The 19,775-nt window shown below is 69.9% G+C and carries 20 protein-coding genes; 6 read left to right on the top strand and 14 right to left on the bottom strand.

Going from position 1 to position 19,775, the window contains the following annotated elements; all coding sequences use genetic code 11:
* Nucleotides 1-143: 143 nt before the first annotated feature.
* From MU852_RS03685 to guaB, 4 genes are all read right to left on the bottom strand, one after another.
* Nucleotides 144-956 carry an RsmB/NOP family class I SAM-dependent RNA methyltransferase gene (locus MU852_RS03685; protein ID WP_249751067.1) on the bottom strand — a complete coding sequence of 271 codons (813 nt, stop codon included), beginning with the start codon at nucleotides 954-956 and terminating at the stop codon, nucleotides 144-146.
* Nucleotides 956-1,402 (bottom strand): hypothetical protein, encoded by a 447-nt coding sequence (locus MU852_RS03690; RefSeq protein WP_249751068.1) that lies wholly within the window; start codon nucleotides 1,400-1,402, stop codon nucleotides 956-958. Before MU852_RS03690 ends, MU852_RS03685 begins: the two co-directional genes overlap by 1 nt.
* Nucleotides 1,403-1,411: 9 nt before the next feature.
* On the bottom strand, nucleotides 1,412-1,804 hold the full coding sequence (locus tag MU852_RS03695) for an MAPEG family protein (protein WP_249751069.1): 393 nt from the start codon (nucleotides 1,802-1,804) through the stop codon (nucleotides 1,412-1,414).
* 169 nt (nucleotides 1,805-1,973) lie between these two features.
* The gene (gene guaB / locus MU852_RS03700) at nucleotides 1,974-3,431 is read right to left on the bottom strand and encodes an IMP dehydrogenase (RefSeq protein ID WP_249751070.1); all 1,458 of its coding nucleotides are present in this window, start codon (nucleotides 3,429-3,431) and stop codon (nucleotides 1,974-1,976) included.
* Nucleotides 3,432-3,621: 190 nt separating this feature from the next.
* Here guaB and MU852_RS03705 point away from each other — a divergent pair, with 190 nt between their 5' ends.
* Nucleotides 3,622-4,164: a DUF2061 domain-containing protein gene (locus tag MU852_RS03705; protein WP_249751071.1), complete on the top strand. Its 543-nt coding sequence runs from the start codon at nucleotides 3,622-3,624 to the stop codon at nucleotides 4,162-4,164.
* A 1-nt stretch (nucleotide 4,165) separates the two neighbouring features.
* On the opposite strand, the gene MU852_RS03710 is transcribed toward MU852_RS03705, so the two are convergent.
* A complete protein-coding gene (locus tag MU852_RS03710) occupies nucleotides 4,166-4,891 on the bottom strand; it encodes an RlmE family RNA methyltransferase (protein WP_249751072.1) in 726 nt (241 codons plus the stop codon).
* A 71-nt stretch (nucleotides 4,892-4,962) separates the two neighbouring features.
* On the opposite strand from MU852_RS03710, the gene MU852_RS03715 reads away from it, so the two are divergent.
* The 3 genes from MU852_RS03715 to MU852_RS03725 all read left to right on the top strand — a co-directional run bounded on the left by MU852_RS03715 (nucleotide 4,963) and on the right by MU852_RS03725 (nucleotide 7,060).
* Nucleotides 4,963-5,424 carry a peptidylprolyl isomerase gene (locus tag MU852_RS03715; RefSeq protein WP_201216905.1) on the top strand — a complete coding sequence of 154 codons (462 nt, stop codon included), beginning with the start codon at nucleotides 4,963-4,965 and terminating at the stop codon, nucleotides 5,422-5,424.
* Nucleotides 5,425-5,702: 278 nt separating this feature from the next.
* Nucleotides 5,703-6,407, top strand: a complete 705-nt coding sequence (locus MU852_RS03720) for a CoA transferase subunit A (RefSeq protein ID WP_249751073.1) — start codon at nucleotides 5,703-5,705, stop codon at nucleotides 6,405-6,407.
* Nucleotides 6,408-6,409: 2 nt separating this feature from the next.
* Entirely contained in the window at nucleotides 6,410-7,060 is a 651-nt protein-coding gene (locus MU852_RS03725; RefSeq protein ID WP_249751074.1) for a CoA transferase subunit B, read from the top strand.
* Between the two features lie 3 nt (nucleotides 7,061-7,063).
* On the opposite strand, the gene MU852_RS03730 is transcribed toward MU852_RS03725, so the two are convergent.
* From MU852_RS03730 to flgK, 9 genes are all read right to left on the bottom strand, one after another.
* A complete protein-coding gene (locus MU852_RS03730) occupies nucleotides 7,064-7,738 on the bottom strand; it encodes an ABC-type transport auxiliary lipoprotein family protein (protein WP_249751075.1) in 675 nt (224 codons plus the stop codon).
* A complete protein-coding gene (locus MU852_RS03735) occupies nucleotides 7,735-8,673 on the bottom strand; it encodes an MlaD family protein (RefSeq protein WP_249751076.1) in 939 nt (312 codons plus the stop codon). The genes MU852_RS03730 and MU852_RS03735 overlap by 4 nt, the downstream gene beginning before the upstream one ends.
* A 13-nt stretch (nucleotides 8,674-8,686) precedes the next feature.
* Nucleotides 8,687-9,487 carry an ABC transporter ATP-binding protein gene (locus MU852_RS03740; protein ID WP_249751077.1) on the bottom strand — a complete coding sequence of 267 codons (801 nt, stop codon included), beginning with the start codon at nucleotides 9,485-9,487 and terminating at the stop codon, nucleotides 8,687-8,689.
* Nucleotides 9,484-10,599 carry an ABC transporter permease gene (locus tag MU852_RS03745; RefSeq protein WP_249751078.1) on the bottom strand — a complete coding sequence of 372 codons (1,116 nt, stop codon included), beginning with the start codon at nucleotides 10,597-10,599 and terminating at the stop codon, nucleotides 9,484-9,486. Before MU852_RS03745 ends, MU852_RS03740 begins: the two co-directional genes overlap by 4 nt.
* 229 nt (nucleotides 10,600-10,828) lie before the next feature.
* Complete coding sequence (locus MU852_RS03750) at nucleotides 10,829-11,902, bottom strand: UdgX family uracil-DNA binding protein (protein WP_347342333.1); 1,074 nt, start codon at nucleotides 11,900-11,902, stop codon at nucleotides 10,829-10,831.
* Nucleotides 11,899-12,279 (bottom strand): hypothetical protein, encoded by a 381-nt coding sequence (locus MU852_RS17690; protein ID WP_347342334.1) that lies wholly within the window; start codon nucleotides 12,277-12,279, stop codon nucleotides 11,899-11,901. The genes MU852_RS03750 and MU852_RS17690 overlap by 4 nt, the downstream gene beginning before the upstream one ends.
* Complete coding sequence (locus tag MU852_RS03755; protein ID WP_249751079.1) at nucleotides 12,280-13,518, bottom strand: putative DNA modification/repair radical SAM protein; 1,239 nt, start codon at nucleotides 13,516-13,518, stop codon at nucleotides 12,280-12,282.
* Between the two features lie 68 nt (nucleotides 13,519-13,586).
* A complete protein-coding gene (locus MU852_RS03760) occupies nucleotides 13,587-14,555 on the bottom strand; it encodes a flagellin family protein (protein ID WP_249751080.1) in 969 nt (322 codons plus the stop codon).
* Nucleotides 14,552-16,642: a flagellar hook-associated protein FlgK gene (gene flgK, locus MU852_RS03765; RefSeq protein ID WP_249751081.1), complete on the bottom strand. Its 2,091-nt coding sequence runs from the start codon at nucleotides 16,640-16,642 to the stop codon at nucleotides 14,552-14,554. The genes MU852_RS03760 and flgK overlap by 4 nt, the downstream gene beginning before the upstream one ends.
* A 390-nt stretch (nucleotides 16,643-17,032) precedes the next feature.
* Here flgK and MU852_RS03770 point away from each other — a divergent pair, with 390 nt between their 5' ends.
* Together MU852_RS03770 and MU852_RS03775 are read left to right on the top strand one after the other, a co-directional pair.
* A complete protein-coding gene (locus tag MU852_RS03770; RefSeq protein WP_249751082.1) occupies nucleotides 17,033-19,009 on the top strand; it encodes a flagellar hook-length control protein FliK in 1,977 nt (658 codons plus the stop codon).
* Between the two features lie 2 nt (nucleotides 19,010-19,011).
* Entirely contained in the window at nucleotides 19,012-19,734 is a 723-nt protein-coding gene (locus MU852_RS03775; protein WP_249751083.1) for a flagellar hook assembly protein FlgD, read from the top strand.
* The last annotated feature ends 41 nt before the right edge of the window (nucleotides 19,735-19,775 follow it).

Genomic DNA, 19,775 nt, shown 5'->3' on the forward strand with positions numbered 1-19,775 from the left:
TATCGGCCGACGCCGGCGACAGGCGAATGCGGTGGCCCTTGGTGAATTCCCCGAGTCCGTCTCTCAAAAATCCTCCCCGTTCACGGGGGAGGGGGACCGCGAAGCGGTGGAGGGGGCGGACGCCGCACCAGCGTCGGACGCATCTACACCGAGTCCGGTTCCGCCCCCTCCACCCCGCTGCGCGTGGTCCCCCTCCCCGCGCTGCGGGGGAGGATCGGCACGGGCGCGAACTCCGGGTGCGCCGCCTCGAAGGCGTCGGCGCTGGCCTCGTTCTCGCGGCTCAGCATCGAACAGGTGACATAGACCAGACGCCCGCCCGGCTTCACCAGCCTGGCCGCCTGACCCAGGATGCGGACCTGCAGGCCGTGCAGCCTGTCGACCTCTTCCGCCGTCAGCCGCCAGGCGTCCTCCGGCCGGCGCCGCCAGGTGCCGGAGCCCGAGCACGGCGCATCGACAAAGACCAGATCGGCCTGGCCGTTCAGATCCTCCAGCCCGCCGCCGTTCTGGCCGATCAGCACCAGTTCGGCCTCCACGCCCGCGCGCTCAAGCCGGGGCCGGATGTTCTCCAGTCGCTTGTTGACCACGTCCGAGGCGACCAGCCTGCCCTTTGTCATCCCGGAAACGGCGGAGCCGTTATCCGGGACCGCCATCGCCTGCGCCAGGCCCAGCGTCTTGCCGCCGCCGCCGGCGCAGTAATCCACCACCGTCATGCCCGGCGCCGCCCCCGCCAGCCAGCAGACGACCTGGCTGCCCTCGTCCTGGATCTCGAACCGGCCGGCCTTGAAGCCCTCCAGCGCCTGGATGTTGGGCGGCGGCTCCGACGGCAGGCGCAGGCCCCATTGCGACCACGGCGTCCGCGCGGGCTCCAGCCCCGCCTCGCGCAGTTCGGCCTCGACTTCCTCCACCGTGGCGACCGCGCCGTTGACGCGCAGGTCGATCGGCGCGCGCGGCGCCATCAGGCGTGCGCCTCTTCCGCCCAGCGCTCGCCGAACGTCGCCTTGAAGTCCTCGACCACGAACTCGGGCAGGCCCGCCGCGACCCAACCGGGCAGTTCCCCCTGCCCCGCCGTGATCCGCGCGCGTTCCTGCTTGGACAGCGGCCGCGGGCCGTAGCCGTCGCCCGAATGCAGCGCCTCGATCTCCTCCAGCGGCAGGCCGTCGAGCGCGTGCAGCGAACCGATCACCAGCGCCCGGCCGTCCTCGCGCCCGCCCATGATCCACGACAGCCGCCCGCGCGCGCGCAGCACCTTATAGACCCGGTCGGCGATGGCGCGGCGGTCCTTGGACCCGGCGTAGCGGTTGGCGGACCCCCACGCCTTCAGGACGGCTTCCGCCGGTTGGCGGCCCTGGGCGATGGAGTCCAGGACGGAGGCGGCGGCGGCGAGACGGGCGGCAGGGGTCAAGGCAGGCTTTCAGACGAACAGGGCCGCCAGGATCATGACCAGTCCCGCGAAGGAGACCGTCCACGCCAGCGACCGGACATAGGGCACGCCGAAGGCGTACAGCGGCACATAGACGACGCGCGCCCAGAAATAGAGCGCCGTCCCCCACGCGGTCAGGGCGCCGTTCCGGCCCGCCACATGGGCGATCAGCACCGCGCCGATGAACAGCGGCAGGGTTTCATACAGGTTGGCCTGGGCCCGCTCCAGACGGCCGGTCAGCGGCGTCTTCGCCGCCGGCGTCTGGTCGCGCGGGCCCGCGTTCCACTTGGAGCCGAACTCGACCGTCCGCGCCCCGGCCGGCAGGAAGACCTGCACCAGCGCCAGGATCAGCGTCACGGCCAGATAGGTCAGCTCGGTGGTCATGGCCTCTTTCTCCAACCCGTCATCCTAGGCCTTGCGCCTAGGATCCAGAAACATCGACGCCAGACGCTGGAGACCAGCTGTCGAACACCGGGAGTCTGGATCCTCGCCACAAGAGCCTGCCCTCGGGCGGGCCGTGCAGGCACGACCCGAGGGGCGAGGATGACGAAAACTACCCTTGCCGATAATTCGGCGCCTCGCGGGTGATCATCACATCGTGGACATGGCTCTCGCGCAGGCCCGCGCCGGTGATCCGCACGAAGCGCGCGCGCTCCTGGAAGTCGGCGATCGTCCCCGCCCCGACATAGCCCATCGAGGCGCGCAGCCCCCCGACCAGCTGGTGCAGCACCGGGCTGATCGGCCCCTTGTAGGGCGTCTGGCCCTCGATCCCCTCGGGCACCAGCTTCTCGGACGAGACTTCCTTCTGGAAGTAGCGGTCGGCCGAGCCGCGCGCCATCGCCCCGACCGAGCCCATGCCCCGGTACGACTTGTAGGACCGGCCCTGGTACAGGAAGACCTCGCCCGGGCTTTCGTCGGTGCCGGCGAACATCGAGCCCATCATGGCCACGTTCGCCCCGGCCGCGATGGCCTTGGCCAGGTCGCCCGAATATTTGATGCCGCCGTCGGCGATGACCGGCGCGCCGGAGTCCCGGGCCGCCCGCGCCGCGTCCATCACGGCGGTCAGCTGCGGCACGCCCACGCCGGCGACGATGCGGGTGGTGCAGATGCTGCCCGGGCCGATGCCGACCTTCACCGCGTCGGCGCCCGCGTCGATCAGGGCGCGGGTGGCGTCATAGGTGGCCACATTGCCGGCGATGATCTGGATGCGGTTCGACTCGCGCTTGATCCGCTCCACCACCGCCGCGACCGACGACGAGTGGCCGTGCGCGGTGTCGATCACCACCACGTCGACCCCGGCCTCGGCCAGCGCCATGGCGCGCTCATAGCCCGCGTCGCCGACGGTCGAGGCCGCGCCGACCAGCAGGCGGCCCTGCTCGTCCTTGGCGGCGTTGGGGAAGGCCTGGGCCTTCTCGATGTCCTTCATGGTGATCAGGCCGACGGCCCGGTAGTCCTCGTCGACCACGATGACCCGTTCGATCTTGCGGGTGCGCAGCAGCTCGCGCGCCTCCTCGCGGCCGGCGCCCTCGCGCACGGTGATCAGGTCGCCCGTCGTCATCAGCGCGGCCGCCGTCACCGACGGATCGCTTTCGAAGCGCATGTCGCGGTGGGTCAGCATCCCGACCAGCTTGCCCGACTTCGGGTCCACCACCGGAAAGCCGGTGATCTTCTTGCGCGCCACGATCTCGCGCACCTCGCCCAGGGTGGTCTCAGGCCCCACCGTGACGGGGTTCACGACCATGCCGCTCTCGTAGCGCTTGACGGCGCGGACCTCGTCGGCCTGCTCCTCGATGGTCATGTTCCGGTGCAGCACGCCCAGGCCGCCCGCCTGGGCCATGGCGATGGCCAGCCGGCTTTCGGTCACCGTGTCCATGGCGGACGACAGCAGCGGGATGTTCAGCTTGATGTCGCGGGTCAGCTGGGTCGAGACATCGACCATCGCCGGCATGAACTCGGACGCGCCGGGTTCCAGCAAAACATCGTCGAAGGTTAGGCCTTCGCGTATCTCCATGGGGAGTCTCCGTTTTGCGGGCCGCGTATAACGGGATGCGGGGCGTCCCGGCAAGGGGCGCGATGCTGCATCGCGGCATTCGACCGATCACGCTTGGCGACAGGATGCGACCGGAACCGCCGCCCGCGCCTATGATCCGGATAGAATTTATTGCTTTGCAACCTTGGGCGCGCGACGCCATTTTCCCATCATGGTCGGCCTGATCCTGAGCACCGCGCGCAAGCTGGCGTTGAAGATCGCCAGCTACGGCGTCATGCACCTGGTCGTGGCCATACTGGTGGCCTTCGCCATCACCCGCGACTGGCGCGTCGCCCTGGCGGTCGGGGTCGTGGAACCCGTGTTCCAGACCATCGCCTATTCGATCCACGACCGCGTCTGGCACCGGATCGAACGGCGCCGCATGGCCTCCGGCATCGAGGAGGCGGCCGAGGCCTTCACCGCCCGTCTCGACATCATGTCGCCCCAGGAACAGGCCCGCGTCCACGACCACCACGGCCATTCCCACGCCCTGCCCCGTTCCTTCCGGCAGATCGCGCTGAAGACCGTCACCTACGGGCTGATGCACTTCGCCGTGGCCGTGGCCGTGGCCTTCGCCCTGACCGGCAGCCTGCGCACCGCCCTGGCCATCGGCGTGATCGAGCCCCTGGTCCAGACGGTCTTCTTCACCCTGCACGACCGCATCTGGTCGCGGATCGAAGCCCGCCGCGCCAGGACGCGCCCGGCCGCGGCCTGACCTACTTCTTGTTCAGCGCCACCAGGAACACCTCGGCGCTGTCCTTCCGGCTGGAGGCCGGCTTGACGTATTTCACCGTCTCGAACTCCTCGCGCAGCCGCGTCAGGACCCCGCCGGCGTCCCCGCCCTGGAAGTTCTTGGATACGAAGTTCCCGCCGGGCCGCAGGGTGCGGATGGCGAAGTCGGCGGCGATCTCGATCAGGGCGATGATCTTCAGGTGGTCCGTCTGCCGGTGGCCCACCGTATTGTGCGCCATATCCGACAGCACCAGGTCCGGCGGCCCGCCGATCGCCTCGATCAACTGTTGATCCACGCCCGGATGGGTGAAGTCGGCCTGCAGCAGGGTCGCCCCGGGGATCGGCTCGATCATCAGCAGGTCCACCCCCGCCACGGCCGCCGCGCCGCGGTCCAGCGCCACCTGGACCCAGCCGCCCGGCGCCGCGCCCAGGTCGATGACGCGCGATCCCCGCCGGATCAGCCGGAACTTGTCGTCGATCTCGATCAGCTTGAAGGCCGCGCGGCTGCGCCAGCCCTCGGCGCGCGCCTTCTCGGACCACTTGTCCGACAGCTGCCGCTTGATCCACTGCTGGCTGGACATCGACTTGGTGTCCGCCGTCTTCATCTTCTGGCCCATGCCGCGCCCGGCGGCCGTGCCGCCCGTGGGCGGGCGCACCATGCGTCTGCGCTCGCCCGCCTTGGGGTCCTGGGGCTTTTCGTCGTCGCTCATCGTTCCCACATAGCCCCGACCGGCGTTGCGGGCTATGACCGCGCCACAACAACATCAAGAGGACGACCGAAATGGCCGACACCCTGACCTTCACCCTGGACACCGGCGACGGCGAAGCGCGCGACGTGGTCATCAAGCTGCGCCCCGACCTGGCCCCCGGCCACGTCGAACGCATCACCGAGCTGGCCTCCGAAGGCTTCTACGACGGCGTCGTCTTCCACCGCGTCATCCCCGGCTTCATGGCCCAGGGCGGCGATCCGACCGGCACCGGGACCTCGGGCTCCAAGAAGCCGAACCTGAAGGCCGAGTTCTCGGCCGAGCCGCACGTGCGCGGCGTCTGCTCGATGGCGCGCACCTCGGACCCCAACAGCGCCAACTCGCAGTTCTTCATCTGCTTCGACGACGCCACCTTCCTGGACCGCCAGTACACCGTCTGGGGCCAGGTCGAATCCGGCATGGAACACGTCGACGCCCTGCCCAAGGGCGAGCCGCCCCGCAATCCGGGCAAGATCGTCAAGGCGACGGTGAACTGATCCCTCAAGGCCCGGACCGACCGTCCGGGCCTTTTCGTCCGGGACGATTTCACACCATTCACACTATTCAGACGGTGTTTTCGGGTAACGACGATCAGGCGATTTCACACTATTCGCACTATTCAGACGGTGTTTTTTCTCGCCGAAGGGAGCGCGGACCTCCCGGTCCGCCCCAATCACGCTTTGGGATGGGCCGGCCGACTTGCCCCCACCCCGCAGCCGGGGTAGGCGTGGCCCAGGACGCCGATATTCATCAGGCGATGAAAAGAGGGAGAGCGATGCGCAAGATCTACGCCGACGTCACGTCCGCGCTGGAGGGCCTGACCTTCGACGGCATGACCGTCATGTCCGGCGGCTTCGGCCTGTGCGGCATCCCCGAGAACCTGATCGCCGGCCTGCGCGACAGCGGGGTCAAGGGCCTGACCGTCATCTCCAACAACGCCGGCGTCGACGGCTTCGGCCTGGGCCAGCTGCTGGAGACGCGCCAGATCGCCAAGATGATCTCGTCCTACGTCGGCGAGAACAAGGAGTTCGAGCGCCAGTACCTGGCCGGTGAGCTGGAACTGGAGTTCAACCCGCAGGGCACCCTGGCCGAGCGCATCCGCGCGGGCGGCGCGGGCATCCCCGCCTTCTTCACCGCCACCGGCGTCGGCACCCTGGTCGCCGAGGGCAAGGAGGTCCGCGCGTTCGACGGCCGCGACTACGTCATGGAGACCGGCCTGGTCGCCGACCTGTCGATCGTCAAGGCCTGGAAGGCCGACGAGCGCGGCAACCTAGTCTTCCGCAAGACCGCCCGCAACTTCAACCCGATGATGGCCACGGCCGGCAAGGTCACGGTCGTGGAGGTCGAGGAGATCGTCCCCACCGGCTCGCTCGACCCCGACCACATCCACACCCCGGGCATCTATGTCGACCGCCTGATCCAGACCGTCTCCGAAAAGCGCATCGAACAGCGCACCGTCCGCCAAAGGAGCGCCGCGTAACCATGCCCCGCACCCGTGAACAGCTCGCCGAACGCGCCGCCAAGGAACTGCAGGACGGCTTCTACGTGAACCTGGGCATCGGCATTCCGACCCTGGTGGCCAACTACATCCCCCAGGGCATGGAGGTCACGCTGCAGAGCGAGAACGGCATGCTCGGCATGGGCCCCTTCCCCTATGAGGGCGAGGAGGATCCCGACCTGATCAACGCCGGCAAGCAGACGATCACCGAGATCCCGGAAAGCAGCTATTTCAGCAGCGCCGACAGCTTCGCCATGATCCGCGGCGGCCACATCAACCTGTCCATCCTGGGCGCCATGGAGGTGGCCCAGAACGGCGACATCGCCAACTGGATGATCCCGGGCAAGCTGGTGAAGGGCATGGGCGGGGCCATGGACCTGGTCGCCGGCGTCCGGCGCGTGGTCGTGGTCATGGACCACGCCAACAAGCACGGCCAGTCCAAGGTCCTGAAGGAATGCACCCTGCCGCTGACCGGCGCGGGCGTGGTCGACCGCATCATCACCGACCTGGCCGTGTTCGACGTCAAGCCCGACGGATCGGGCCTGGAGCTGGTCGAACTGGCCGACGGCGTCACCCTGGACGAGGTCGCCGCCAAGACCGAGGCCGCCTACACCGTGGCGCCGGGCGTCGGCTGAGCCCTAGCTGGGCGCGGCCGACAGCGGCGCGGGGGCCGACTGGATCGTCCAGTCGACGACCTGGGTGTTGATGTCGCGCGTGGCGATGTCGAAGGCCTCAACGATGGCCGAAACGCGGTTCTCGGCCGCCGGCTGGGACACGGTGAAGACCCGCTCCACCGTGCGGCCGTCCTCGGGACGGATCGGGCCGTCGCCGCGCTCGCGTTCCGGCGTGTTCCGCAGCTGGGCCCGGGCGGTGACGACGATGGTGGGCGCCGCCTCCGGCCCGTTCAGGTAGCGCGCCTCGAAGCTGGAGATCACGACCCGCAGCACCAGCGGCGTGGTGCCCGGCTCGCGACGGTCCAGCACCCGCACCTGGTCCGGCCGCGCGGCGAAGGCGGCCATGAGGCTGTCGTCGAACAGGGTCTCGGCCGGCGACACCCAGCGGGCGCCGCCGATATAGGCCGTCTGGGTCCCCGTCACGCCCAGGATGCGGTCGTCCTTGGACGCCTCGGGGAACTCGATGCGGCGGATCGACACCAGCAGCGGCGCGGGCCGTTCGCCCGCCTGCGACGGCGCATCCATGACGGCGCCGAACCGGTACAGCTGCACCGGATCGGGCGTCGACAGCAGCGAGCAGCCGCTCAGCGCCAGGGCGGCCGCACCCGCGGCGCCGATCTTCAAAGCCGAACCGATCACGGTTGAACCTCCAGTTCCTTGGATTGCGGACGACCGATGAAGTCGCGCGGGCTGGACCGCACGTCGTCGATCAGCGACTGCAGCGACCGCGTCGCGTCCTGCAGCTCCTCGATGGTCCGGCTCAGCTGCGGCAGGCTGGACGTGGCGAACTGATCCAGCGGCTGCTCCAGCCCGGTCACGGACCGGTTGGCCGAGGCGATGGCCTGGCGGGCCTCTGCGGTCGCCTGGTTGATGTTGGCGATGGCCTGGCGGCCGTCGGTGTTGACCACCTGGCGGGCGTCGGCGGCGAGGCCCTGATACTCCTGGATCGCGGCGTTGGCGTGGGTCACCGCCTCTTCCAGCTGCTGGAAGATGGCCTTGCGGGCCTCCAGCTCGGTCGTCAGGGACTCGACGTTCTTCACGCTGGTGGAGAAGCTGCGGATGTTGTCGTCGGACATGACGCGGTTGATGCGGTTCAGGGCGTCCACGGTCTGGGCCAGCACAGCGCCCGACCCGCTCAGCAGCTCGGCGATGGGCGAAGGCTGGCTCTGGATCACGGGCACGACATTGTCTGGATACTGGTCCTTCAGCAGGGCGCTGTCGGCCGCCCCCGCCGTGATCTGGATATAGTTCAGGCCGGTGATGCCCTGCGGCTCCAGCTGGGCGCGAGAGGTGACCTTGACCGGCGTCTCGCCGTCGATGCGCACGCGCGCCACCACCTGGTCGCCGCGCTTCTGGTCGATGTTCAGGTCCGTGACCTCGCCGACGCGGATGCCGTTGAAGTGCACCTCGCCGCCTTCCGACAGACCGTTGACCGGCCCGTAGAAGACGATGTCGTACAGGTCGTAGTCGTTGGCGAACTGCAGGCGCGCCAGCCAGATGGTGAAGACCGCCAGGGCCGCCAGCAGGGCGACGGTGGCGATGCCGACGGCGGCGTAGTGTGCGTCTCTCTCCATTGTCCCGCTCTCCTCAGGCGGCCGTCTTGGTGGCGGCGCGACCGCGCGGCCCCAGGAAGTATTCCTTGATCCACGGATGCTCGGAACGCTCCAGTTCCTGCACCGTGGCCTTTTCCACGACCCGCTTGTCCGCCAGCACCGCGACCTTGTCGCAGATGGCGTAAAGGCTATCGAGGTCGTGGGTGATCATGAAGACCGACAGGTCCAGGTCGTCCGACAGATGGCGGATCAGGTCGTCGAACGCGGCCGCGCCGATGGGGTCCAGGCCGGCGGTCGGCTCGTCCAGAAACAGCAGTTCGGGGTCCAGCGCCAGCGCCCGCGCCAGGCCGACGCGCTTTCTCATGCCGCCCGAAAGTTCCGCCGGTTTCAGATAGTGCGATTCCGGCTGCAGCCCGACCATGGCGATCTTCAGCTCGGCTAGCTCGTAGATCGTCGACTTGGGCAGTTTGGTGTGCTCGACCAGGGGCGAGGCGACGTTTTCCAGCACGCTCAGCGACGAGAACAGCGCGCCCTGCTGGAACAGCACGCCGGTGCGGCGCTCGATGTCCGCCGCGTCCGCGCTGCTGAGGTCGGCCCGGTCGTGGCCTAACAGACGGATCGTGCCGCCCTCGGGCTGCTTCAAGCCGATGATGGTGTTCAGCAGCACGGTCTTGCCGGTGCCGGAGCCGCCGACGACGCCCAGCACCTCGCCCCGATCCAGGTCGAGATCCAGGTTCTCGTGGATGGTGCGGTCGCCGAACTGGCTCAGCAGTCCGCGCACCTCGATCATCTTTTCCGGGGCCTTGTCCGGCGCCGGCGCGGCGGCGTCAGTCATATGTCCAGCTCCAGGAAGATCAGGGCGAAGATGGCGTCCAGCAGGATGATGGCGAAGATCGCCTGCACCACCGCCGCCGTCACCCGCCGGCCCAGGCTTTCCACGTCGCCGGCCACCGACATGCCCTGGCGGCAGCCGATCGCGGCGATGACCAGGGCGAACACCGGCGCCTTCACCAGGCCGACCATCATGTGCTGGGCCATGGTCCCGTCCTCGACCAGCCGCTGGAAGAAGAAGGCGGGCCCCAGGTTCAGGCTGGTCCAGCAGACGATCAGGCCGCCGAACAGGCCGCCCAGCATCCCCAGGAAGGTCAGCAGCGGCAGCATGACCACCAGGGCCGCCAGCCGCGGCACCACCAGCGCCTGGAACGGATTGACGCCCATGACCTGCATGGCGTCCACCTCTTGGTTCATGCGCATCGAGCCGATCTCGGCCGCGAAGGACGACGACGACCGACCGGCCAGAAGCACCGAGGCGATCACCACCGCGAACTCGCGGAACATGGCCACGCCGATCAGCTGGACCGCGAACACCTGGGCCCCGAAGTCGGTCAGCAGGTCCACGCCGATGAAGGCGACCACGGCCCCGATGAAGAAGTTGGTCATCATCACGATGGGGATGGCGTCCAGGCCCGCGCGCTCGGCCTGGCTGACCCAGGCGGGCCAGCGGATGTCGCCCGGATGCCGTGCGGCCTCGACCACCGCGGTCATCAGTCGGCCCAGGAAGGCCAGCGACAGCATGGCCTCGGCGCCGAAGTCATAGACGCCGCGCCCGATCTTGGCGAAGGAGCGGGTCAGCATGTCCTGGCGCTTGGGGGCGGGCGCGCTCTTGCGCTCCAGCGCCTCGATCATCTTGTAGATGCGGCCCGCTTCCGGCCGCCCCTTCCAGGCCGACTTCGGCAGGCGACCGCCCGAGGCCTGAACCAGCGCCAGGGCGCCGGCCGTGTCGAACCGTCCCAGATCGGCGGTGTCCACATCCTCGACCCGGCGACCGTCCAGGTCGCTTTTCAGCCGCTGGGGCAGCCGTCCCAGCGCCGTCGTGGTCCAGTCGCCCGTCAGGCGCAGGGTGGCGCCGTCCGCCACGTCCTGGATTTCATAATCCGCCTGACTCATTGGTCCCCGTGTCGGCAAGCGGCCATCGCGGTCGGCGCCCGACCCCGCGACGCAACCGCGATCCCAGCCCGCCTAATGATCAAGCCGGCGGGCGAAGTCAACGTGCGATGACATTGATATGCCGACGCCGCCTTATCTCGCGCGAAGTGTGGATCCCCCATGCGTCTCTGTCCTAACCGCTACGCTCGCAGCCCGGATCAAACGCGGTGAGGCCGGATTCGTTCGCCTGTCAGGCCAGAAGCCGGCGAACGGCGCTCAGATCGTCGATGAATCCGGCGCGCGCCGCATCCCGGGCGGCGGCGTCCGGCAGTCGCAGCAGATAGGACGGGTGGACCGTCAGCACGCCCGTTGCGCCGTCCGCCAGGTCCAGCGGACGACCGCGCTCGCGCATCACCGCGGGCTTTCTGCCCAAAACCGCCAACCCCGCCGTCGCGCCCAGGGCCACGATCACCTTGGGCCGGATCAGGCGACGCTCGGCGTCCAGCCACCAGCGGCAGGCCTGCACCTCCCCGGCGTTGGGGGTCTTGTGCAGACGCCGCTTGCCCCGCGGCTCATGCTTGAAGTGTTTGACGGCGTTGGTGACATAGACGTCGGACCGGTCGATGCCGGCCTCTTTCAGCGCCCTGTCCAGCACCTGGCCCGCGGGCCCGACGAACGGACGGCCCGCCAGATCCTCCTGATCGCCCGGCTGCTCGCCCACGATCATCAGCCGCGCCGATTTCGGCCCCTCGCCGCAGACGCCCTGGGTGGCGTCGCGATACAGCGGACAGCGGCGGCAGGCCTGCACCCCGCGCTCCACCGCCGCCAGACTATCGGGGGTCGCCTCGGCGTCCGGCCGGTCCTGGTGGACGTCGCGCGCCATCGCCTTGGCGAAGCGGGCGTTCGGGTCGGGTGCGGGGGCGGCGACCATGGCCTCCATTCGAACCTGCGCCGACGCCACCAGTTCCGGAATCAGCGCCGCCTCGGGCAGATTCTTCCAATAGCCCTTGGCCATTTCGCCCTGCATCGTCTTCACCTTCAGCCGCGCGGGATTGAAGGTGGAGGCGTAATAGGTCTTCCAGAACGCCTCGATCTCGTCCTCCGCCGGGGCCATGTCGCGGCTGGCGGGCGGGCCGAAGCGCAGGGTCTCGCCGTCCCAGAAGGCCGATCCGTCCGGCGTCAGGATCGACCAGCGCATGGTGGTGAAGCGGCGCTGGAAAAACGGCGCCGTGCGTTCCAGAACCCGGTGCGCCGGCTCGAACCAGGCCGCCCAGGCCTCGCCCTGATCGTCGCAGGTCCGCCGAAAGCGGACGAAAGCCTTCATCTTGTGGGCCGCGCGGCTGACGTTCTTGGCTCTTTCCACGGCGTCGGCGACATCGGGTCGGAAATGACGCGGATGAGATCGGGCTCATCCCGGAGACGCCACAGAAGGCGGTACATCAGGTCGAACCGGTCGGCCGAGCGATGCAGGATCACCGCCTGCGCCAGATCGACGAAAGCCTTGGGAACCGAAAACTCCGCTTCCAGCCTGCTGTCATGGCGGCGACCAGGCGGCGTGTCGTCGAACAGCCCGCCCTGGCCGGTTCCGCCCGCCACCACGAAACGCGCGGCGGCCGGCTCGACCCCCGCCAGCCGCATCTGGCGCGCCGCCTTCCGCCAGCCGTCGAAATCCGTTTCGGACGCCAGTTCCGCCGTCGCCATTCAGAACAGGCTCAACTGTTCGGGCGCGCGCGTCGTCACCCGCGCCCGAAGGTCGACCGCGTCCGTCAGCCCGCCGGGCGTCCAGTCCAGCGCGGTGATGAAGGGCCGCACCTTGGCCACCGAGCGGGTCAGCCGCCCCACGTCCTCCAGCCTCAGGGTGCGATAGCGCCGCACCGCCACGATGCGGTCGACCGCCTTGACCCCCAGACCCGGCACCCGCAGCAGCATCTCGCGCGACGCCCGGTTCACGTCGACGGGGAACTGCTCGCGCCGGTTCAGCGCCCACGCCAGCTTGGGATCGACGGCCAGGTCCAGCATTCCCCCGGTCGCCGCCTCGCCGATCTCGGGCGCCGAGAAGCCGTAGAACCGCATCAGCCAGTCGGCCTGATACAGCCTGTGCTCGCGCATCAGGGGCGGGCGCGACAGGGGCAGCACCGAACTGGCGTCCGGGATTGGGCTGAAGGCGGAATAATAGACCCGGCGCAGGCCGTATCCGCCGTACAGCGAGGCGCTGCGGTCCAGGATTTCCGTGTCCGGCGCTCCATCCGCGCCCACGATCAGCTGGGTGCTCTGGCCGCCCGGCGCGAACCGGGGCGGGCGGGCGCGATCGCGGCGCGCGGGCTTGGCGGCCTCCACCGCCTGGCGCACCTGCCCCATCGCCTTCTTGATGACGCCGACGTCCTTCTGGGGCGCCAGCCGCGACAGCGCCTCGTCGCGCGGCAGCTCGATATTGGCCGACAGCCGGTCGGCGTACAGGCCCGCCAGATCGACCAGCCGCGGATCGGCCTCGGGGATCAGTTTCAGGTGGATATAGCCCCGGAAATCGTGGACCTCGCGCAGGATGCGCGCGACCTCGACCAGCTGCTCCATCGTATAGTCGCTGTCGCGGATCACCCCCGACGACAGGAACAGCCCCTCGATATAGTTGCGCCGATAGAAGTTCAGCGTCAGGTCCACCACCTCCGCCACGCTGAACCGCGCGCGCTCCACGTTCGAGGACGCCCGGTTGATGCAATAGGCGCAGTCGTAGATGCAGAAGTTGGTCAGCAGGATCTTCAGCAGGCTGACGCACCGCCCGTCCGGGGTATAGGCGTGGCAGATGCCCATCCCTTCGGTGGAGCCGATTCCGCGTCCGCCGGTCGAATCCCGCTTCGACGTGCCGGACGATGCGCATGAGGCGTCGTACTTGGCCGCGTCGGCCAGGACGGACAGCTTTCGGCGAAGATCGAGACGGGCCATTCGTTCATGATATGTTCCATGCACCGCTTCCGTCCAGCGTGGCCATTGTCTTTTTCTTTCAGCCGGTTCTAGGTCCGCAGCAGATCCAGCAGCGACGTGGCGCGCAGGGAGTTGACGACCTGGGCCGAGGCCTCGATCGCCACCTGGGCCAATTGCAGATCGGTGATGGCCTGGGCCGCGTCATAGCCGGTCTTGTCGATCATCAGCTTGTCCAGCGAGGTCTGGCGGCCCTCGTGGGCGTCCAGGGTTTCCTCGACGTGGTTCTGCATCAGGCCGTTCTTGGCGGTCTGGTTGGTCACCTCCTTGTTGGCCGCGTCCAGCTGCTTCAGCTGTTCGGTCAGGAAGGCGTGCACGTCGTCGGAAGGCTTGCCGCTCAGCGTCCCCGCGCCGGCGGGCGTATAGGTCACGCCGTCGATGGTGACGGGCGCGCCTTCGTTATAGGCCTGGATGTTGCGAAACACCGTCGCCAGCGGCCCGCCCAGCTCATTGGCCAGGAAGCCGGTCTCCAGCGTCGTGTTCTCGTCGATGCGCGACTTGTGCTTCAGGGCGTCGTTGGCGAAGACGTCGTCCACGCTGGCGGCGGCCGTCAGGTCGGCCATCGACTTGGCGGTGGCGGGGGCGGTGTCGGTCTGGCCGCCGGCGAACAGGTACTGGCCCTGATAGGTCGCGTTCAGCCCCGACTGGAAGGTCTGGAACTGCAGCCCCAGCTCGGTCATCAGACTGTCCAGCTTGCCGGCCGACAGGACGTTGGCGATGGCCTCGCGCGCGCCGTTTCCGCCGGCGTACACCTGGCTCATCGCCAGGTCCTGGGCGTCCAGCCGCCCCGCCGCCGACTTGCCCGCCTCGACGAAGCCCTCCAGCCGCGCCTGAGTCGACTTCAGGGCGGTGATGGATTCGGCCTGACGTCCGTATCCGGCCATGTCGGTGGCGATGCGGCCGCTGTCGATCCGCTCCTGCGCCTGCTGCGCGCGGCTCTGGGCGCCCATCAGGTCCAGCAGCGCGGACTGGTAGTTGGAGAAGGTGGCGACGCGGGTCATCTCAGCATCCCGATCAGCGTGTCATACATGTCGCTGGCCGCCTGGATCAGACGGGCCGAGGCGTTATAGGCCTGCTGGAAGGTGGTCATGTTGACCAGTTCCTCGTCCAGGTTGACGCCTTCCTTGGACTGGCGGCGGGTGTTGGCCTCCTCCAGCACCGCCGAGGCGGTGTCGGCCCGGCTCTGGGCGGCGGCGGCGCGACTGCCGATGTCGCCGGAGAAGTCGGCGGCGTAGTTCGACAGGGTCTTGGACCCGCCCGCCGCGCCGCCGGCCGCCGAGAAGCTGACCGTGCGCTTGCCGACGTCCGACAGCGCCAGGGCGCCGCGCCCGTCCGCGGCGCTCAGCGCCGGGGTCCCCGCCGCCGCCGACAGGTTCAGCTGCGCCAGGGCCAGCTTGGACGGGTTCGACTGGATGTCCTGGCGCACCGAGAAGCCTTCCGTGCGCGCCGCGCGCACCCCGCCGCCGAGGCCGAACAGATTGGACATCGTCACGCCCGAGGGAACCTGGCTGGTGGTGTCGCGCACCACCGACAGGGTCGAGCCGGAGCTGTCGTAGCTCTTGAAGGTCAGGGCCCCGGCCCCGTCCAAGCTGAAGGCGCCGTAGCGGCCCACGCCGGTGACGGGATTGTTCAGCGCGCTCAGCAGTTCGCCCATCGTGCCGGCGCCGGCCGGCACCGCGACGCTGATGTCGCGAACCCGCGCCCCGTCCGCCCCGGTGAAACGGAAGGTCACGCTCTCGCCCGGCGTGAAGCCGTGCGGCGACGACAGGGTCAGACCGGTGTCGTAGGTGGTCGGCGCGTCGCTGACCACCAGGTCGTTCAGGCCGAACCAGTGGGAAAAGCCCTTGCCGCCCTTCAGGCTGGGATCGGTCGCGTCGTCGGCGATCGACAGGCCCGCGCCGCCGTCGCCGTTCAGCGTCAGCACGCCGTTGGAGAAGCTGGCGGTGGCCACCCCGGCCAGCTGGGCGTTCAGGCTCGCCAGGTCGGTCGGCGGATTGTTGGTGAAGTCGATCGCCGCCTGGCCGGTGATGACGCCGGCCGCATCCACGGTGGCGACGGTCACGACCCCGCTGAAGCCCGCAAGCGCCGTCTCCAGCGACTGGCCGGTGTTGCGTCCCGTCAGGGTCGAGGGCGCGGGCACGCTGGTGCTGGCGTTGTGGGCGCGGTTCAGCTCGTCGGCGATGCGCGCGGTCAGTTCGGCCAGACGTTCGGCGGCGGCCGGGGCGTCCTGGTCGCGCAGTTCCACCAGCCCCTTGATCTCGCCCGAGCCGACGCCTTCCAGCGCCAGCGAGCGCGCGCCGCTGGGCTCGGTCAGCCAGATGTCGTTGAAGCTGGTCGTGGCCCCCACCGTGCCCGCCGGCGCATAGGACAGGGTGGCGTGCCCCTCGCCCACCAGGGTCGCGCCGGTGTTGGTGCGGATGGTCACCCCGCCGTTGGCGCGCGCCTCCACCTTGACGTCCATCAACTCGCCCAGCTGGTTGATCAGGGTCTGCTGGGCGTTCTGGGCTCCAGTCGCGTCCTGCCCCGTCACGGTCGCGGTGGCGATGGTCTTGTTGAGCTTGTCGATCTGCTCCAGCAGCGGATTGACCGAGTCCACCACCGTGCCCAGCCGGCTGTCGGCCTCCTGGCGCAAGGCCTGGATGCGCTGCGACACCGACTTGGCCTCGTTGAACAGGGCCTGGGTCTTGTAGATGGTCTCCTGCCGCGCGGGCGAGGAGGTCGGCGTCTCGGCCAGGGCGGTGAAGTCGGCGAACAGGCTGTCGATGTCGCCGAACAGGCCGCCGTCCCCGCTGGGATCGCCGAACGCCGTCTGGATCTGGTCGTAGAGTTCGTTGCGCACGGCGTAGCGCGCGGAATCCGCGCTGGCGCTCATGCTCGCCGCCTGCAGGAAGCGGTCGGTCGACAGGCGCACGCGCGCCACATCCACGCCCGCCCCGCCCCCGGCGGTGACGGCGGCCGTCTGGTCGACAACCTTGCGGACATAGCCGGGGGTGTTGACGTTGGAGATGTTGTCCGAGACGACGCGCAGCTGCGTCTGGGCCGTCTGCAGGCCCGACACGCCGATGTTCATGATCGAGTTCAGCGACACGGCCGGCCCTCCCCGCCCAGGCCCGCGCCCGGCAAGCCTTGCCCGGCCACGCGCAAATCTTGCCTCGCCGCACGGCGCAGCGGCCGCCGCAAGACTTTGATTTGCAAAGATAAGCGTTTTTGACGCGGGTTCATGGCCGGACGCGCCGCAAGCCTTGGGCCACGGCGACCCGCGCGCCGATCCGGCCCCCGCGCCAAGCCCGGCAAAATTGCGGCGGCGCACGGCAAGAATGATCCTGCAACCGATGGCCGCTCCTGAGGCCGGTGCCGACAACATACTGATTTCATTCGCCATTGATGAGCGACGACCGGTGGCCCGACGCTTGCGACGGAGGCGGCGAACCTTCCGGGCGCAGCAGGCGCCGCCGTCTTGAAAGCCGCCTCGCGCCCCATGCCTTCCGCCGCCGCCCTCATTGCTGCTGTTCCGGCCGCCGCCGGCGCCGGCGCGCCTGCGCCGGGCGGCGCCGACTTCGGTTCGGCCGAGGCCTTCGCCGCCGCCCTGGCGGGCGTGCGCGAGGGCGTGGTGAAGGACGCCCCGGCCCGGACGCAGGGCGAAACCGCCTCGCGCGTCTCATCGGTCCGGCTGGTCGGTCGCCTGGATCTGGCCGGCCTGGGCGAGGCCGAGGGCCAGGACGTTTCGGCCGCCGCCGCCGCCCTGCCCCGGCCTGAAGGCGCGATCGTCCAGGCCGAAGCCTCGGACGACCTCCTGTCGACGGTCGTCGATGAAACGGCGGAGATCGCGGAGCCGGAGACGCCGGATGTCGCGGGCTCGCTCCCGCCGGTCCCTCAGGGTCAGGTCGCCCCTCCCGTCGCGCCCGCATCCCTTTCGGTCGAACCGTCCGCCGGAACGGGCGACGAGGCGGCGGCGACCCCGCCCGCTTCACCCTTCGCGCCCGCCGCCGCGTCGGACGCCGCCGATCCGCAGGCGGCGCGCATGGACGTGTCCGCGCCCCTGACCCGCGCCGCCCCCGTCGATCAGAAACAGGACGCCGCCACGGACGCGGCCGCGACGCCGACCGAGGGCGCCGCGGCCGTCCCTGCTCAGGGATCGGACGCCCCGCCCCCGTCCAGGACCGAAAAGCCGGCCGCCGCCGTCGAACGTCCCGTTCCGGCCAAGGCCGAGGCGACGGCCCCCGCCGCGCCCGCTTCCGCCGCGCCGACCCCGTCCAACAGCGCCGCCGTCGGGATTGATGCGGCCCTGACCGCCGCCACGCCCGAGACCGTCCCTGTCGTCCGCGAGGCGACAGGGCCGCAGCCCGCGAAGACGGTCGCCTCGGCCGATCCCCTGCCGGCCGCGCCCGCGGCGCCCACGCCCGAACGGTCCGCCCCCGGGGCGGCCGTGACGCCGAAGACGGCCGCCGCCGACGTGCGCTCCGTCGAGGCCCCGGCGGCGGCCGACGCCGGCGCGGTCCAGATCAGCGCCGTCATCCAGAAGCCGGTCGTCAGCCCGGCCGCCCTGGCCCGTCCCCTTGTGGAAGGGCCCGCCCCGGCCGTTTTGGAGGCCTCGCCCGCCGCGACGGCGGAAACCGACGACGCAGCGACGCCGGACGCCGGCGCCGAACCGGCCTCGCCGTCGCAGGACGCCCCGATCCGCCCGAGCGCCGCGGCCGCCCCGCTCGCCGCCTCGATACGGCCCGAGCCCCAGCCGCTGCGTCCGCTGCGCCATGAGGCGCCGGCGCCGTCGACGTCGGAGCCCGGCGACGCCGCTCAGGCGGCCCCGTCGACCGCCGCCGCCGGCCCGGACGTCAAGTCTCAGGCGCCGGCGCTGGCCGACGCTCCCTCGGGCGCGATCCCGCCGCCGGTCCCGGCGGACCCGGCGGCCGCCGACCCGACCGTGGACGCCGTCCCGGCCGAGACCACGCCGGACGCCGCCCGCGCCGACAACCCGGTCGCCCAGGCGCGCGATCCGCTGGCGTCGGCCCTGTCTCGCGCCACCATCGAGACCACCGCCCACCTGGCCGCCCAGATCGCGCGCAAGCTGGAGGGTCGTTCGACCCGCTTCGACATGGTGCTGACGCCGGAAGACCTGGGCCGCGTCGACGTGACCGTGGAAATCGACGCCGACGGCCAGCTGGCCGCGCGTCTGGCCTTCGACAACCCCGCCGCCGCCGCCGACCTGCGGGGCCGCGCCGACGAGCTGCGTCGCCAGTTGCAGGACGCCGGCTTCCAGCTGTCGCAGGACTCGCTCGACTTCTCCCAGCGTGATCCGTCCTCGGGCGGGGGCGCCTTCGACCGCCAGCAGCAGCGCAACGCCCTGTTCGCCGGCGGCTCTCGCCTGGCCGCCCAGGCCGACCTCGCCGCCGCGCCGATCCCCGGCGCCTGGACCAACCATTCCCTGACGCCCGAGCGCGTCGATGTGAGGGTCTGATCATGGCCGACGCCATTTCTTCCGTCGACGCCGCCGGCCGCCTGACGTCGGGCTCGGTCTCGCTGTTCAACAACTTCGAGACTTTCCTAACGCTGCTGACCACGCAGATGAAGAACCAGGATCCGCTGTCGCCGCTGGATTCCAACGAGTTCACCGCCCAGCTGACCCAGATGGCCGGCGTGGAGCAGCAGCTGCTGACCAACGACCTGCTGACCAGCCTGCTCTCGGCCCAGGCCGCCGGCGGCCTGGACAACGCCTCCAACTACATCGGCAAGAACGTCACCGCCGCCTGGACCGCCACCGAGCTGGACGACGGTCAGGCCACCTGGGCCTACGAACTGGCCTCCCAGGCTGACAACGTGACCCTGCAGGTCGTCAACAGCAGCGGCCAGGTGGTCTGGGAAGGCGCCGCGCCGGACAACAGCCAGGGCGTCCACAGCTTCACCTGGGACGGCAAGATGACCGGGGGCGACGTCGCCGACGACGGCGGCGTCTATACGCTGAAGGTCACGGCCAAGAACGCCGCCGGAGGAACCGTCGACGCGCAGGCGCTGATCCAGGGCCGCGTGACCGGCGTCGAGATGTACAACGGCGAGCCCTATCTGGTGATCGGCGATTCCATCCTTCCGCTTTCGACCGTGATCTCGCTCAACGAGGTCAGGGCCGACAACGACACCGACGATACGGAGAATCCGGACGTCCCGACCGAGGAGGCGGCCGCATGATGCGCTCCGCCGCCTTTTCGATGACCGTTACGCTTAAGGAG

Source organism: Brevundimonas albigilva, assembly GCF_023503965.1.
Lineage (GTDB): Bacteria > Pseudomonadota > Alphaproteobacteria > Caulobacterales > Caulobacteraceae > Brevundimonas > Brevundimonas albigilva.